This window comes from Catenuloplanes indicus, from assembly GCF_030813715.1.
Taxonomy (GTDB): domain Bacteria; phylum Actinomycetota; class Actinomycetes; order Mycobacteriales; family Micromonosporaceae; genus Catenuloplanes; species Catenuloplanes indicus.
In genome coordinates this window covers 8,085,169-8,100,917 of sequence record NZ_JAUSUZ010000001.1, presented here as the reverse complement: position 1 = coordinate 8,100,917, position 15,749 = coordinate 8,085,169, and the positions used below count along the sequence as shown (strand labels likewise).

The following is a 15,749-nucleotide window of genomic DNA, read 5'->3' as shown; positions in this document are numbered from 1 at the left end:
CGACAAAACGCCGCAGCGGAACGGCCGGCGACCACGCTCTGATCCGCTACGCTTCCTCGCCCCGGCGTCACCGTCGGGTCCGGCGTGCCACCATGTCCGGCATGTCCGGTCGCGCGTTGAGTTTCGGGTCGGTGGCGGAGGCCTACGAGCGGTACCGTCCCGGCTATCCGGCCCAGCTGCACGAGCTGGTGACCGGCTACGCGGGCCGCCCGATCCGCACCGCGCTGGAGATCGGCGCCGGCACCGGCAAGGCCACCCGCCTGTTCGCCCGTCCCGGCACCACCGTCACCGCGACCGAACCCGACCCGGCCATGCTCGCCGAACTGCGCCGCCACGTACCCGCGGACGTGCGGACCGTGCAGGGCTCGTTCGAAGAACTACCACCGGGCGGTACGTACGACCTGGTCTACGCGGCCGCCGCGCTGCACTGGACGTCCCCCGCCGGCCGCTGGCCCCGGATCGCCGCGATGCTCACGCCGGGCGGCACGTTCGCCTCCTTCGGCGGCCCGGCCCGCCTCGCCGACCCGGCCGTCGAGTCCGCCGTCCAGGCCGCGCGGGCGCCGTTCCTGGACACCGACGAGTTCCCGTCCCCCGACGGCACCCCGGCCGGTGCGGCGATGCAGTGGCCCGGCACCGAACTCGAACGGTCCGGCCTGTTCACCGACGTCCGCCAGGTCACCATCGCGCGCCACGTCACGGGTCACCGCCGCCGGCTACGTCGGCCACCTCGCCACGGTCTCCGCCTACCTCCAGCTCCCCGCACACCGCCGCGCGGAGGCCTTCCGCGCGATCCAGGCCGTGCTCCCGCCCACCGTCCTCCTGGCCGCCGACATCGTCGCGCACCTCGCCCGGCGTACCTGACGGGCTCGCTGCGCACTTCACCGGCGTCACGGTCCGCCGGCGCCGAAGACCGGATCCGCCCCGGCGCCCCCGCTCTGTCCCGGCTCGCCACGGCAGGGGGAACGCTCAACGGGCTACCCGCGCCCCCGGGTCGCGCGTAGAAGACCGGTACGGTCATGCCCCCGACGTACCGTGGTCAGCGGTTGCCGGTCGCGGCGCGCGTGTCCGGTGCGGCGCCGGGCCTTAGCATGGGCTCGATGAACCTCTCCGCTGTGCGTGACGACGACCTGCCGACCGATCAGGAACGGGCGGATGAGGCGCTGCGGCTGCTGTCGTTCACACCGTTCGCGCTCGACGTCGCCGTGAAGAGACTCGGCCGGGGCGGCGGTGTCTACGCGTGGTGGGCCGGGCCCTCGGTCTTCCCGGATCTGCCCGGGCCTGCCAACGCGAGCGACCCGTCGCTGCGGCTGCTCTATCTCGGCCGGGCGACCAGCCTGCGGGGCCGGATCCTGCGCAACCATCTGCGGCGGTCCGGGAGCTCGACCCTGCGCCGCACGCTGGCCGGACTCATGTTGTCCGAGGGCTACCGGACGACCTGGACCGACCGGGTCGTCCTGATCCCGGAGGACGAGGCGCGGCTGACCGCGTGGATGCACGCGCACCTGCGGTTGACCTGGGCGGAGGACGAGGATCCGGAGACGATCGAGGCGGATCTGGTCCAGCGTCTGCGCCCGCCGCTGAACGTGCACGGCGTCAGTCCCGAGCGTCGCCAACCGGCCGTCCTCGCTGCGAAGGTCGCGTACAACTCCTCGGCCGGGCCCGCGCCGACGCCGTGACCGCCGCGCCGCGAGCCACGGCTCGGGGTCAGGACTGCGACGCGAACAACCAGTCGTCCGCCGGGGGTTGCTCGGCGGGGCGGCGGGTGACGACGGAGACGATGGCGCAGTAGACGGTCAGCGGTGTGGCGCTGGCGGCGGCCAGGACCACCCAGGTCGTCGTCGGGTCGGTGGCGAGGTCGGACGTGGTGGTGAGCAGGGCCAGCAGGGCGGCGGCGAGCGCGAGCGCGGCGGGCCAGCTGACGGGCCGGGCCGCGCGGCTGATCAGTACGGCGGGGAACAGCACGATGATCGTGAGGAACGCGCCGGCGGCGGCCGCCCAGAGAACCATGAGCGGACCGGCCAGCGGGCCGCCGGGGTCCGTGCCGGCGAGCAGCGCGGTGACCAGCAGGCCGGCGTAGACGACGGTGACCTCGATGCAGTACACCGCCCAGGCCATCACGGCTCCGGCGACGTAGGCAACGACGGTGAACAACATCCGGCTTCGCATGGCTTGGATCATGACGGGACAACGGGAGCCGGCGGCGGTTCCGCACCGGACCTGCACGATGTCTCCATCGGACAGCGCCGGGCCCGTCCCGGAGAGGCCCGTCGGCAGGCGCCGTGGTCGCGGGTCGCTAGCCGTAGCCGGTGGCGCTGGTGAAGGTGTACCAGTCGTTCATCATCGTGTCGAAGGCGGCGAGGCAGTGCAGCTTGCGGGCCGGGAGGTCGTCGCAGGGTTGCCGGACGGCGGCGGCGGACTTCTCGAGGTCCCGGATCGCGGCCGAGACGCCGGCGAACCGGGCCGGGTCGGGGCGGCCGGCGATGTCCTTCCGCAGTGTCGTGGTCACGTCGTCGACCAGGTCGGACATGAAGGTGCCGGTGCACCACTCGCTCTCCTCGACGTTGAACCTGCCGATGCAGGACATCAGCACGATGTTCGCCGCTCCGATCTCGGTGAAGGAGGCCTCGAAGGGGGCGGTCGGCGACGTGGCGGGGCCGGCCGCCGGGGACGGCCGCGGCGGCTCTCCGGGCGTCGCGCAGGCCGTGAGCAGGAGGAAGCATGCCACGGCGGCGGCCAGCGGGCGGTCACGCATCGACGGAGCCGCTCACCCGCAGCGTGCCCTGACCGGTCCCGGCCCCCTGGGATCGTCCGGCCGGAGCGCCGTCGAACGTCGCGACGAGGGTGGCGCGGCCACTGCCGTGCGTGAGGGTGAGGCTCCATCGGTGCGGCCGGCCGTCGGCCGGGACCTCCACGGTCTTCCGCCACGGCAGTGATGCCGGCCCCTCGGTACTCGTCTCGCCGTCGAGCTCGTAGACGATCGAGATGATCTCGGCGTCCCCCTCGGCCGTGATCACCAGGCTGTGCGCGGCGGCCGGCGACGACGGGACCACGACCGCGCTCGGCACCGGCGAGGCCGGCCCACCGGTACCCGCGCCACCGGTACCCGCGCCACCGGTACCCGTGCCCCCGGTGCCGGCACAGCCGGCGAGAAGGACGGCCACCAGCCCGGTCCGGTACGCATGAGGTCGCATTCCGCGACTGTATGACCGGGTCACATCGGCCTCAATTCCCCGTACAGGGACTGTCGCGCGAGCCGGGACGCGGCCGCGCCACGGACCCGGGACCGGCGGCGAGCCGGCACTTGCCTTCGGGATCGAGACGTATCTATCCTCCAGGAATGCGCTTTCCAGAATGGAAGCGGTGTGGCGCCGGCGCACTTGTCGACCATGAAGGTGAGACACGGATGAAAAGATCAGCAGCCCTCCGGTGGATGACCGGGGGTGCCGTCGCGGCGGTGGGGGCGGCGGTCATGCTGTCGTTGCCGCAGGCGTGGGCGGCGGACGGCAACCTGAGCCTGAGCGGCGGTGCCGACGGGTCGAGCAAGGCCAGCGGCACCAGTTACGGCAACGTCAAGGACGGCGACACCGGCACCTACTGGGCACCGGGCAGCGCGACCGGCTACGTGTCGGTCAAGTGGAGCAGCGCCACCACGGTGAGCAGCGTGGTGATCAAGCAGGCGTCCGGCGGCGGGTCGATCAGCGCGTGGCGTCTGCTCAATGCGGACAGCGGCGCGGTCCTGGCCAGCGGCAGCGGCAGCCCGAGCACGATCAACGTCGCCGCGACGTCGCTGAAGAAGGTCACGCTGGACATCACGAGCGCGTCCGGCGTGCCGCGGATCGCGGAGTTCGAGACGTACTCCGGTGGCAGCTCGAACCCGACGACCGGGCCGACCACGGGTGGCCCGACCGGCAACCCGACGCCCACTCCGACCGGCGGTTCCGGCAACCCGGGCACGCCGACCGGCGCCTGGCCGTCGTCGCAGGGCAACGTGAGCATCTCCGGCACGGTGAACGTGTCCGGCACGTTCGACGGCGGGATGAAGACCTACTGCTGCATCGGTGACGGTGGGCAGAGCGAGTCACAGGACCCGATGTTCACCATCGCCAACGGCGGTACGCTGCAGAACGTCATCCTCGGCTCGCCGGCCGGCGACGGCGTGCACTGCGAGGGCACCTGCACGCTGCGCAACGTCTGGTGGAACGACATCGGTGAGGACGCCGCCACGTTCAAGGGCACCAGCGGCGGCACCTCGTACGTGATCGGTGGCGGCGCGCGGTCCGGCAGCGACAAGACGTTCCAGCACAACGGCAACGGCACCGTGAGCATCAGCGGCTTCTACCTGAAGGGCTCCGGCAAGCTGTACCGGGCCTGCGGCAACTGCACCAGCTCGCACACGCGGCACGTGAAGATCGACAACGTGCTGCTGGACGACATCGACATGGTCGCCGGCATCAACAGCAACTGGAACGACACCGCCACCATCACCCGGGTCACGATCGTCGGCTCGGCCACGGTGTGCGGCAAGTACAAGGGTGTCGCGAAGGGCAGCGAGCCGAGCTACCTCGGTGAGGGCTGGAACGACGCCAACTGCAAGGTCAACCGCAGCGACGTCACCTTCAGATAGGACGGTGCGGGCGCCCACCGCGCGGTGGGCGCCCCGTTCTCGGGAAAACGCTCTGGCTCCGCCAGGTGACGGTCCGCCATCATGAGGGCTCATCGAGATCGATCGGGGGCCATGGGGATGGGCGAGCGGGTGTACGGCACGGCGGCGAAACGGTGGCTGCTCGGGATAACGCTGCTGACCGGCGCGGTGATCGCCGCGCTGATGGCGATCGCGCTGCCGCCGGACGAGCGCACGTTCGCGTTCGTCGCGTTCGGCACGCAGATGTTCATGTCCGTGGTGCTGCCGTTCCACGGCGTGCTGCTCGGCCGGGACCTGCGCGCCACGGCCGGGCGGGCGGCCGCACCGGTGCTCGGCACCGCCGTGCTGCTGGGCGCCGCGACCGGGCTGACCGGCGGCCTGCTGGCCGCGGGCGCGCTGGCGGCCGCGGGTGGATCCTGGGCGGGCGCGGGCACGGTGCTGGCCGGCGGCGTGCTGGTGCAGATCGTGGCGAATCTGACCGGCACCGGCCTGGGCGTGCTGATCCGGCCGGCCTGGGTGGCCTGCGCCGCCACCGTCGTCGTACCGCTGGGGTTGTGGGCTGTGCTGCTGCTCGTCCCGCCGCTCGGCGACTGGCTGACGCCGTTCCCGGTCGCCGGCACGCTGCTGTCCGGCGACGCCGGCCCGGCCGACTGGGCACGATGGACGGTCGTCGCGCTGATCTGGGGTGTCGCGCTGAACGCGCTCGCGGTCCGCTACGCGCGCACCCGCCGGGCCACCGGCGCACCGGCCTGACCGGGTCCCCGGCCGGCGCGATCGCGCCGGCCGGGGACCGGCTTCAGTGCGCGGCGGGGGTACGGGCGAACAGGCGCGCTGCCCCGGTGCCGAGCCCGGACGGAGCGGGCAGCGTCATGGTCAGCGCCGGCGCCGCGGGCGCGGGGAGGCCGCCCGCGGCGGGGACGGTCGCGGGCACGGGCGCACCGGCTCCGCCGCCGACAGCAGCCGCGCCACCGGAGACTCCGGCGGCGGGAACGCGAGGCGCGGGCGCGGCACGGCCCGGCACACCGGCCGGTCCCGGCAGCCGGGACGCGGCGGACCGGACGGGCGCGGACCGAACGACGGCGGGACCTACGGCGTTGCGCGGCGAGTGCGGCAGCTTGAGCAGGTCGGCCTCCTCGTAGCGGTGGGTGCCGCGGTGCCAGCCGAGCACGCCGGCCATCCAGTCGCGCAGCTCCTGCACGTACCGTTGGACGGTGGAGATGCCGTCGGGTTCGAGGTGGAAGTCCCGGTAGAGAACCGGCAGTTCGTCGCGCGCGATCCGCTCGAACTGTTCGAGCCGGGCCGCCATCAGGTCCGCCGCGACCTGCATCGCCGCCGCCGGCGTGATCTCCAGGAAGCGCTGGATGACCAGGACGCCGTTGTTCAGCTCGCCCTCGAACTCGATCTCCTTGCGGTACGAGAACACGTCGTTGGCCAGGCAGGCGTAGTCGGCCGCGGAGTTGTCCAGCCCGCGCAGGGTCCGGGTGCGGTAGATCTCCGGGGGCAGCAGCGCGCCGTGCTTCACCCGGCACAGGCTCATGGTCAGTTCGGAGCCGAACGTACGCCGCCTCATCTCCACGTAGTCGACCGGGTCGGCGATCCGGTGCTGGAGGTGGTTCTGCAGCTCCCACAGCCAGCTGTCCAGCATGTCGGAGACCGCGTGCCGGAACTGGGCGCGCTGGTCCGGGTTCATCGGCGCGGCCGTGCGCGGCCACAGGTCGGCCAGCCCGGCCTCGAGCGGGTGCGCGGGCGCGGGCGCGTCCCCGTGCAGTGGCATGAACTGCTTGAGTCGTTCCACGTGCGCCTTCGCGGCCGCGTAGTCCCGCGAGCGGTTGAACACCAGCGGAAAATAGTCGTCGGCGTACGTGCCCCAGGTCAGCCAGTGCGAGGAGACGTCCAGCTGCCCGGCGGACGCGTCCCAGTTGATGTGCGCGGCGCAGAGCGGGAAGTCGTAGCCGCGCAGCAGGTCCTCGGTCCAGACCGGCGGGCCGGGCACGCCCACCACCGGGTCGAAGAAGCCCATCGCGCGCGACCATTCCACCGTCGACTCGCGGGAGTGGTCGAGGTACGGGCTGGTACGCAGCGGGTACGGCATGACGAAGTCCGGCAGCGGCAGCTCGCCGACCGGGGTGAAGTGCGCGTGCGTGTGCTGCTTGATCCGGCCGGCGCCGGCCGCACCGCCGAACCGCCGCGCCGCGGACATGCCGAGCCCCGGCCGGGACCCCTTGTTCATGTAGCGGCTGGACCGCAGGTGCCACTCGTGCCCGCCGGACTGCCAGTCCTGCAGTCCCTTCGCGTAGCGCGCGACCGCCAGCGCCTCGGCCGGCGTGAGCCCGTGCTCGGCCGCGATCATCGGCACCTCGGTCAGCGCGGTGTTCTCGAACTGCTGCAGACGCGAGGTGAGCAGGTCGTTCACCGCGTCCGCCGCGGCCTGCGGCGTGGTCCCGAAGAACCGCTCGAAGACCAGCACGCAGTTGTTGACCTCGCCCTCGGACTCGGTCTCGCGCTGGTACGAGAAGATGTCGTTGCGCAGGTGCACCGCGTCGGAGAACGTGTCCTTCAGGACGCGCAGAGGCCGGCTGCCGGCCACGCGCGCCGGGATCTCCGCGTTCACCGCGTGCTCGACCAGGTCCGCGGACCAGGGTGCACCGCCGACCTTACGGCGCATCTCGACGTACTCGATCGGGTTCGCGATCCGGCCGTCGGAGATGTTGGACAGCTCCCACACGCACTCGACCAGCAGGTGCTCGGTGCTCTGCCGGAACCGCCGCTGCCAGTCGGTGGACATCGCCGGCACCGTGCGCCGCCACAGGTCCGCAAGGCCGGCCTCGATCGCGTTCGTCGGCTCCGGCATCGCGGACGGATCGCCGATCGGCATGAACGCGGGCAGCCGGTCCAGATAGGCCTTCGCCCCGGCCTGGTCCCGGGTCTTCTTGTACAGCTCCAGGAAGTGGTCGTCGAAGAAGAACACCCAGACGTACCAGTCGGTGATCAGGTCCAGCTCCGGCCCGTCCGCGTCCGGATGGGTGTAGGCGCACAGCAGCGCGTAGTCATGGTTGTCGAAGTCGGCCTCGTCCCAGATGCCGGAGCCCTCGATCATCTCCATCTCACGCGCCCATGCCTTGGAGTGCCTGCGGGCGCCCTCCAGATGCGGATTGAGCCGCGCCGGATGCGGCACGTAGAACTCGGGGAGGGTGAACGGCTGCCTCACGCTGCTTCGGCCTTTCCTTCTTCCAGAACGACGTCCCCCATCTCACCGTTTCGTCCCGATTTTTGTCCCGAAAGGGCTTGCCTTCCCTCTTCCGGGGTATGGGATTTTGCTTATCCGCCGCTTATGTGCGCGCCCGTAGGTTCGACGGCCATGACCACCGCACTGATCGAGGCGCCGGCGCGGGCCGCCCGGTGTGCCCATCCCGCTGGCGCCGGTCATGATGCTGGCCGGGCCGCGTCGACGACGTGTGGATCTGGCAACTGGATCTCTGACATTCTGATCATCGATGTGCTACGTGACCGGGAGTGACGACGTGCGGGTTCTGGTGGCCGACGACGAGCGCCTGCTCGCCGACACGATCGCGCTCGGGCTGCGGCGGGAGGCGATGGCGGTGGACGTCTGCTACGACGGCGACGGCGCGCACGAGCGCCTCTCCGTGCACCGCTACGACGTGGCCGTGCTGGACCGGGACATGCCGGGACGGTCCGGTGACGATCTCTGCCGGTGGGCCGCGCGGGAACGGCCGGAGACGCGGCTGCTGCTGCTCACCGCGGCCGCCGGCGTCTACGACCGGGTGGAAGGGCTGGGACTCGGCGCGGACGACTATCTGACGAAGCCGTTCGCGTTCGCCGAGCTGGTAGCGCGGGTGCGGGCCCTGGCGAGACGTACCGCACCCGCGCTGCCTCCGGTGCTGGAGCAGGACGGGATCGTGGTCGACGTGGCGTCCCGGACCGCGACCCGAGACGGCCGGCCGCTGGGGCTGACCACGAAGGAGTTCGGGCTGCTGCACGCGCTGATGCGGGCCCGCGGCCAGACCGTCACCACGGAGGACCTGCTGGAACAGGTGTGGGACGAGCACACCGACCCGTTCACGAACGTGATCCGGGTGGCGGTGATGACGCTGCGCCGCAAGCTGGGCGAGCCGGCGATCCTGCACACGGTGCCGCGCGCCGGATACCGGATCGGCCGGTGAGCGTCCGGTGGCGGCTGGTGCTGGTCTGCGCCGGGCTGATTCTGCTGACCGCGATCATGCACGGCAACTCGTGGAACACCTGCCTCAACACCTGGCACGACAGCCTTGAGTACCAGGACGTCTCGAACGTCTGCGCCCAGCTTCAGCGGTTCACGCCGCTCCGCGCGCTCGGCCCGCTGCTCGGCACGCTGGTGATCTTCGCGCTGTGCTATCCGCTGCTGGCGTACTGGGTGCTGCTGCCGCTGCGCACGGTCATCCCGGCGATCGCGCAGATCGGCCCGCAGAACCTCGGCCACCGGATCCGCGCACCGCGCCGCCGCTGGGACGAGCTGTCCCGGCTCGGCCGCGAGCTGGACGCGATGATGGACCGGATCGCGGCCGGCTACGAGGGACAGCGCCGGTTCGCCGCGAACGCGTCGCACGAGCTGCGCACGCCGCTGGCCCTGCAGCGCACGCTGGTCGAGGTGGGCATGGCCGCGGCGCTCACGCCGGAGCAGTCCGCGCTGCTGGCCAGCCAGCTGCTGGCCGCGAACGCGCGCAACGAGCGGCTGATCGAGGGTCTGCTGGTGCTCAGCCAGGCCGACCAGGGCCTGGCCGGGCAGAACCCGGAGCGGCTGGACGCGATCATCAAGGCGGTGCTCGCGGCGCACGCGGGACCGGCCGCGGAGCGCGAGGTCACGCTGGTGCCGTCCGTCCGGCCGCGGACCGTCCACGGCGACGCGGTGCTGCTGGAACGTCTGGTCCGCAACCTGGTGCACAACGCGATCACCTACAACATGCCGGGCGGCACCGTGCACGTGACGACCGGTGACGAGCCCGCGCTGACCGTGGTGAACACCGGCCCGCCGATCCCGGCCGCGGAGGTGACCCGGCTGTTCGAGCCGTTCACCCGGCTGGCCACCGACCGGATCGACCACAGTGGCGGCAGCGGGCTCGGCCTGGCCATCGCGCGCGCGGTGGTGACCGCACACGGCGGCACGATCACGGCGGAGCCCGGACCGGCCGGCGGACTGCGTATCACGGTCAGGTTTCCCCGCCGCTGACGGGTTCCGGCTCGATCCTTCCGCAGGGCGTCCCCGTATCTCGCATCGGGTCAACCGCGGAGATCCGCCGGCGTGCCTCCATCAGGGGTACGGCGTGCGCCGCCCGCGCACACCGAGCACGGCCACGACGATCAGCACCAGCCCGGCGAGATGCAGCAGCGAGTCCGGCGCGTCGCCGGCCGGCACCAGCCGCAGCGGCCCGGGTTCCGGCAGTGCGTTGTAGAAGACGCCGTAGCCCTCCCCGCGGTGCAGGACTACCGCGTGCGCCACGTCCGGCCCGGCCAGCAGCACCGCGCCCGCGGCCAGGACCACCGCGTCCCGCGCGGGCCGCAGTCCACGGCGGCCGGCCACGGTCAGCACGCCGGCCGCACCCACGACGGCCACCAGTAGCGGAACGGGACCCGGCACCGCGTCGAGCCCGAACACACCGGGAACCACGCGTACCGTCCACGCCGCGGCCACGGCCCCGGCACCGGCGGCGGCAAGCGGCACCCACACCCGGCGGCGCCGGACGCCCGGCATGGTCGCCACCGCACCGACGATCCCGACGGCCGCGAGAACGGTCAGCAGGCCGACGGACAGCACCTGTTCGTCAACGGAGTGCACGATTCCGCTACCCGACGAGTAGTCGTGCCGCCGCACCACGGACGCGGCCACCCGGTCCACCGCGGCGCAGGCCGGTCCGGCGGCCAGCAGCAAGCGGCTGTAGAGCTCGAGGTCGGAGGCGCCGAGCAGCGCGTGCGCGGCGAGCGCGCCGCAGGCCAGCAGCAGACCGGCCGCGGACTCCCAGGCGCGGCCCTCGATCACCGCCCACGCGTACAGCCCCGCACCGGTCACGACCGCCAGCGCTCGCCACCACACCGGCCGAGCGTAGGGGTGCGGCCGGCGGGGCGTCGCCCCGCGCGACAAATGGGTAGCGCGGTTGCTTATCCGCCGCTTATCCGTGCGTCCGTACGTTCGGCCGCCATGAGTACAGCAGTGATAGCGGCGCCGGCGCGGCGGGTGGAGCCGGCGGCGGGGGTGCGGTGCGCGGGCGCGTGGTGGCCGCACCTGGTCGCGGTTGGTGTCTACCTGGCGCTCGGCCTGGTGGTGATGGGGCGGTACCTGGCGGATCCGAACGGGACGCTGACGTCGCACGTTCCGGCGGATCACACCTGGTTCCAGTGGCTGCTCAGCCACGGCGCGCACGCGGTGCGGCACCTGGAGAACCCGCTGTTCTCGACCGCCCAGAACGCGCCGGACGGCGTGAACATGATGGCGAACACGTCGGTGCTCGGCGTGACGATCCCGATGACGCCGGTCACGATGCTGTTCGGGCCGCGGGTGGCGTACGTGGTCTGGATGGTCGGCGCGTGCGCGGGCACCGCGACGGCCGCGTACTGGGCGCTGCGGCGGTATCTGGTGCGCGGCGGCGCGGCCGCGTTCGCCGGTGGCGCGTTCGCCGGATTCGCGCCCGGCGTCGTGCACCACGCGAACGGCCAGCCGAACTTCGTGTCCAGCGCGCTGATCCCGCTGATCCTGGTGGCCGTGGCCCGGCTCGGCGCCGGCGGCCGGTGGCGGCGCGACGGGCTGGTGCTCGGCGCGCTGGTCACCTGGCAGCTGTTCGTCAACGAGGAGGTGCTGCTGGTCACCGCGATCGCGTGCGCGGTGATGACGGTCGCCTGGGCCGCGTCCCGGCCGGACGAGGCGCGGCGGCGGTGGCGGTCGTTCGGCGCGGCGCTCGGCGTGACCGCGCTGACCGCGGGGCTGCTCTGCGCGTACCCGATCTGGTTCCAGTTCCACGGGCCGGGCGCGTTCGACGGCATGCCCGCGTTCAACACCTGGGGCGAGGACCCGGTGACCTGGGTGACGTTCGCCCGGGACACGATCGCCGGAACGCCCGCGGCGGAGCTGACCCAGGGCCGGATCGAGCAGAACAGCTGGTTCGGCTGGCCGCTGGTGCTGGTCGTGGCCGTGGCCCTGGTCATGCTGTGGCGGCGTACCGCGATCGCCCGGACCTCGCTCGCGGTGATCGGCGTGACCGCGCTGCTGTCGCTCGGCCCGCGGGTGCGCCTCGGCGGCACGCTGACCGGCGTCCCGGGCCCGCAGGCGCTGCTCGGCGACGGGGTCCCGGTGCTGAACCTGGCGATGCCGAGCCGGATGACGTACGCGGTGATCGGCGCCTTCGCAGTGCTGCTGGCACTGGCCTGGGACCGGGTGCCGGGCCGCGTGGTGCGGACCGCGATCGTGCTGGCGCTGGTGCCGCTGATCCCGCAGCCGCTGCCCGCGATGCCGGACCGGCTGCCGCCGCACTTCATCACGGCCGGGACCTGGCGGTCGTACGTACCGGACGGCACCACGATGGTCACGCTGCCGCCGCCGGACAACTGGGCCGGCCGTGAGCAGCTGAGCTGGAGCGCGTGGGCCGGGCACGAGTACGCCGTGCCGGAGGGCTACTTCCTCGGCCCGGACGTCGACGGCGCGGGCCACGTGGGACCGGCGCGGCGGAGCCGGGCCACCGCGCTGGTGCACCTGACGATCGAGGCGGGCGCGGCACCGGCGGTGAGTGCGGAGGACCGGGCCACGGTACGGGCCGAGGTGACGCGCTGGAACGGCGCGGTCGTGGTGGTCCGCGACGAGTTGTTCCTGGACCTGGCCGAGCAGTTGTTCGGGCCGGCCACCCGGGTGGACGACGTGTGGCTCTGGGACCTGCGCTGATCCGGTTCCTCGTCCCGGCCTTGGGTGCCCGTCCGCGCGCACCACGGCACGATCACGGCGGAAGGCGGTCTGCGTATTACCGTCATGTTTCCTCGCGTCTGACCGGTGACGGCTTGAACCTTCCGTGCGGCGACTCCGTATCTCGCTTCGGGTGGACCGGTGCGGTCTGCCTGCCCGGAGACGACAGAGGAGGCGTTTCGCGTGAGGAGCAGAGCACGCGCGGCCGGCGGGCCGAGCTGGTCGCTGCGGGTCGGCGCCGCGCTCGCCGGCCTGGCGGGGGGCGTCGTTCTGGCGGCCGCGCCCGCCCACGCCGAACCCGGCCAGGTCGATCTGCGCATCTCCGACGACCTGGCGACCGACGACGTGCCGCGCGAGGCGACGCTGCGGGTGACCCGTACCGACGAGGGGTGTGTGCGGGTCCAGACGCTGATGACCGTACAGATGAGCGGTCTCGAACGCGACGAGATCGAGATCGCGGTCAACGAGGACGGCGTGTGGATCCCGCTGAACACGGTGCAGCTCACCGACGACGCGGTGTCCAGCGTGCCGGTCGTACCGGTGAACTCGCAGCTCTGTGAGAACCAGCGGATCCAGGTGCGCTACCGGGTGACGTTCTTCCGGACCGCGCCGGACGGGCGGGTCGACTTCATCGGCGAGGCGTTCGACGCGGCCGGGGACCGGCTCGACCGCGCGTCCGCGAACCGGCAGGTGCTGCAGGGCACCGGCAACGCCCGCTCCGACGACGAAGACGAAGACGAAGACGAGAACGCCGCGCAGGACGACGACAGCACCGTAGACGAGGAAGAGACCGTTGAGCCGAGCCCCGATGATGAGGAGACCGCCGAAGCCGGCGCCGCGCAGGAGGACGACACCGACGCACCGGCCACCGGGCCGGGAGACCAAGCGGCCGGGGTCGACCTCACCACCGCGGAGGGGCAGACCACGTTCTTCAACGGACTCGGCCCGCTGATCATCGTGGTCGGCGTCGGCATGACCGGCGTCGGCGGCGCGCTGCTGGTGACCGTGATGCGCCGATCCCGCACGGACGCGCTGCCGGACGAGGACGACGGTTTCGGTCCGCCGGTCCGCCGGCGCGGCGTGCTGTCGCCGACGCTGCGCCGCTGACCCGCGCTGCACGGCCGCGGGATGCGCCCGCGGCCGTGGAAGCTTCACCGGCCAGCCGGAATGGGTACGACGTTCGGCCGTCATTCGCGCAGGTCGTTGTCCCGCCGTCGGCCGCGGTGCCAGACTCGGGTGCCGGAACGCTGACGCGGAGGCACCCGATGGTGGCGAGATCCCCCGAACGACCGGCACCGCCCGGCCCGGCCCGGCTCGGTGGCGGACGGCCACTGCTCTATCCGGTGCCGGCCGCGGATCTGCCCGCGCCGCTGCGCGCCCGCGCCACGCCCGGCGCCCGGTTCGCCGGTGCGGTCTTCCCGCTCACGCTGCCGCCGGTCCGGCGCGGCGAACGCTTCGCGGGTGCCCGGCTCACCGTCGACCTGCGGCACCCGGACCCGGTGCGGGCGCTGGCCGTGCACGCGGACGCCGGCGAGTTCGGCCTGCCGCCGGACGGCGATCCGACCACGCCGATCGGCTGGCGGGCGCGGTGCGCGCTCGCCGGGCGGCTCCGGCCCGTCCACCGGGCCGCGATCGCGGACGGCGCCGGCACGTCCCGGTTCGGCTGGCGGTTCACCGATCACCGGGCCGCGCCGGACCTGCCGCGGGAACTGGCCGGTCACGCGCTGCTGGAGATCCCGGAGAGCGTGTCGACGCTGCTCGGCTTCCTGTCCGTGGAGGTGAGCCTGACCGGCGGGCCCCGGCCCGGGCCGCTGCGGCCGCGGCGCTTCTCGGTACCGGTGCCGGTCTCCCCCGCGCCCGCGCCCGCGACGCTGCTGTGGCTGGCCGCGGCGCCTGGCCCGCACGCCACCGGGACCGGCACCGGCCGGTACGGGGTCGCGGTGGCCGAGGTGCTGGCCCGGATCGCACGGGGCTGCGGTCTGGGCGCGCGGCGGGTGCTGCCCGCGCCGGACGGCGCCCGGTTCGCCGCGCTGCCGGTGGACACCGACGTGGCCGGGCTGGCCGCCGCGCTGACCACGGCCGTCCCGCACGCTCCGGACGAGCGGATCCGGTTCGCGCTGCACCGCACGCTGGCGGCCGGCACCGCACCGGCCGGGGACGCGCTCACCACGCTGCTGGAGGCGGCCGCGGTACGGTCCGCGCTGGCCGAGCACCGGGACGCCACGTTCGCGCTCGTGGTGCCGGACGCGCTGTTCCGGGACGCGATCGCCGGCGGCGACGGCCCGCCCGACCCGGCCGCGTTCCGGCGGATCACCGCGGACGGCGGCGGGCACGCGTGGCTCTATCTGCGCCGGCCGGGCCTGCCGGGATGAACGCCGGGAAAAAATGATCGGTTCTCCGGCTGCGTACCGGCGCGGATCCGGCTTGGATGGAGACAGACCCGCCCCCGGCCCCTGAGGAGCTTCGATGGTCGACCACCGGAACAACCGTGAAGAGGCGCTGCGCATCCTGGAGGAGGCGTCCGCGAACCCGGCCGGCGATCGCCTGATCGCCGAGGCTCAGGTCCGCGCCCTGCTCTCCATCGCCGACGAGATCCGCAGCCTGCGCGAGGCCCTCAGCACCACGCCCACCGGCACGCCACCCGCGCTCTGAGGCTCAGTCGTTGGAGCCGCGGTTGTCGAAGCGGAGCTCCTCGATGTGGAGGCGGAGCTGAAGGCGGCGGAGCACGATGTCGTCGATCCGCCGCTCGTCGCGCAGCCGCACCACGACCGCGCGCTTGTACTGGATCATTTCCAGGCGCAGCGCGTCCAGCGCCTCGGACTCGCCGTCGTCGCGCGCCTCGAGGTGGCGCAGGTGCTGGTCGTACTCGAGGCGCAGACGTTCGGCGACCAGCGCGGGCACGCCGAGGCGCTCGGCGATCACGGGCAGCGCCTCGACCGCGGCCCGGGTGGCGGCCAGCTCGGCGAGGTGTGTCTCCTCGTCGACCTCGGTGTCCTCGGGCAGCCGGGCCCAGCGCACCAGCGCGGGCAGCAGCAGGCCGCCGGCCACGATGGTGACCGCGATGACGCCGGACGTCACGAAGACGACCAGCTCGCGGTCCGGGAACGGCTCGCCGGAGCCGAGCGCGACCGGGGTGCCGAGCGCAGGTTGTTGCGGATCTCGCGCAGC

Annotated in this window: 16 protein-coding genes; 10 read left to right on the top strand and 6 right to left on the bottom strand. The window is 73.1% G+C overall.

Features of this window, described 5'->3' with window-relative positions; all coding sequences use genetic code 11:
* The first annotated feature begins 101 nt into the window (after positions 1-101).
* Entirely contained in the window at positions 102-1,001 is a 900-nt protein-coding gene (locus J2S42_RS36255) for a class I SAM-dependent methyltransferase (RefSeq protein ID WP_307246667.1), read from the top strand.
* A gap of 96 nt (positions 1,002-1,097) precedes the next feature.
* The gene (locus J2S42_RS36250) at positions 1,098-1,676 is read left to right on the top strand and encodes a GIY-YIG nuclease family protein (protein ID WP_307246665.1); all 579 of its coding nucleotides are present in this window, start codon (positions 1,098-1,100) and stop codon (positions 1,674-1,676) included.
* 28 nt (positions 1,677-1,704) lie between these two features.
* On the opposite strand, the gene J2S42_RS36245 is transcribed toward J2S42_RS36250, so the two are convergent.
* The 3 genes from J2S42_RS36245 to J2S42_RS36235 form a co-directional block, all read right to left on the bottom strand.
* Complete coding sequence (locus J2S42_RS36245) at positions 1,705-2,166, bottom strand: hypothetical protein (RefSeq protein ID WP_307246664.1); 462 nt, start codon at positions 2,164-2,166, stop codon at positions 1,705-1,707.
* A gap of 127 nt (positions 2,167-2,293) precedes the next feature.
* Entirely contained in the window at positions 2,294-2,752 is a 459-nt protein-coding gene (locus J2S42_RS36240; protein WP_307246662.1) for a hypothetical protein, read from the bottom strand.
* A complete protein-coding gene (locus J2S42_RS36235; RefSeq protein ID WP_307246661.1) occupies positions 2,745-3,191 on the bottom strand; it encodes a hypothetical protein in 447 nt (148 codons plus the stop codon). Before J2S42_RS36235 ends, J2S42_RS36240 begins: the two co-directional genes overlap by 8 nt.
* Positions 3,192-3,403: 212 nt before the next feature.
* Between J2S42_RS36235 and J2S42_RS36230 the strand changes: the two genes are divergently transcribed.
* A complete protein-coding gene (locus J2S42_RS36230) occupies positions 3,404-4,624 on the top strand; it encodes a pectate lyase (RefSeq protein WP_307246659.1) in 1,221 nt (406 codons plus the stop codon).
* A gap of 117 nt (positions 4,625-4,741) precedes the next feature.
* Positions 4,742-5,395 (top strand): hypothetical protein, encoded by a 654-nt coding sequence (locus J2S42_RS36225; RefSeq protein ID WP_307246657.1) that lies wholly within the window; start codon positions 4,742-4,744, stop codon positions 5,393-5,395.
* 43 nt (positions 5,396-5,438) lie between these two features.
* Here J2S42_RS36225 and J2S42_RS36220 read toward each other — a convergent pair whose 3' ends face one another.
* On the bottom strand, positions 5,439-7,850 hold the full coding sequence (locus J2S42_RS36220; RefSeq protein ID WP_307246655.1) for a terpene synthase family protein: 2,412 nt from the start codon (positions 7,848-7,850) through the stop codon (positions 5,439-5,441).
* Positions 7,851-8,163: 313 nt separating this feature from the next.
* Here J2S42_RS36220 and J2S42_RS36215 point away from each other — a divergent pair, with 313 nt between their 5' ends.
* Complete coding sequence (locus J2S42_RS36215; protein WP_307246653.1) at positions 8,164-8,823, top strand: response regulator transcription factor; 660 nt, start codon at positions 8,164-8,166, stop codon at positions 8,821-8,823.
* Positions 8,820-9,866 carry a sensor histidine kinase gene (locus J2S42_RS36210; protein ID WP_307246651.1) on the top strand — a complete coding sequence of 349 codons (1,047 nt, stop codon included), beginning with the start codon at positions 8,820-8,822 and terminating at the stop codon, positions 9,864-9,866. The genes J2S42_RS36215 and J2S42_RS36210 overlap by 4 nt, the downstream gene beginning before the upstream one ends.
* 81 nt (positions 9,867-9,947) lie before the next feature.
* On the opposite strand, the gene J2S42_RS36205 is transcribed toward J2S42_RS36210, so the two are convergent.
* Entirely contained in the window at positions 9,948-10,727 is a 780-nt protein-coding gene (locus tag J2S42_RS36205) for a hypothetical protein (protein WP_307246649.1), read from the bottom strand.
* 105 nt (positions 10,728-10,832) lie between these two features.
* Between J2S42_RS36205 and J2S42_RS36200 the strand changes: the two genes are divergently transcribed.
* From J2S42_RS36200 to J2S42_RS36185, 4 genes are all read left to right on the top strand, one after another.
* A complete protein-coding gene (locus tag J2S42_RS36200; RefSeq protein ID WP_307246646.1) occupies positions 10,833-12,563 on the top strand; it encodes a DUF6311 domain-containing protein in 1,731 nt (576 codons plus the stop codon).
* Positions 12,564-12,764: 201 nt separating this feature from the next.
* Positions 12,765-13,688, top strand: coding sequence for a hypothetical protein (locus J2S42_RS36195; RefSeq protein WP_307246645.1), 924 nt, complete (start codon positions 12,765-12,767; stop codon positions 13,686-13,688).
* A gap of 158 nt (positions 13,689-13,846) precedes the next feature.
* Entirely contained in the window at positions 13,847-14,953 is a 1,107-nt protein-coding gene (locus J2S42_RS36190; RefSeq protein WP_307246643.1) for a hypothetical protein, read from the top strand.
* 94 nt (positions 14,954-15,047) lie between these two features.
* Entirely contained in the window at positions 15,048-15,233 is a 186-nt protein-coding gene (locus tag J2S42_RS36185; protein ID WP_307246641.1) for a hypothetical protein, read from the top strand.
* 3 nt (positions 15,234-15,236) lie between these two features.
* Here the strand turns inward: J2S42_RS36185 and J2S42_RS36180 are convergent, their stop codons facing one another.
* Positions 15,237-15,659, bottom strand: coding sequence for a cation:proton antiporter (locus J2S42_RS36180; protein ID WP_307246638.1), 423 nt, complete (start codon positions 15,657-15,659; stop codon positions 15,237-15,239).
* Positions 15,660-15,749 lie beyond the last annotated feature (90 nt).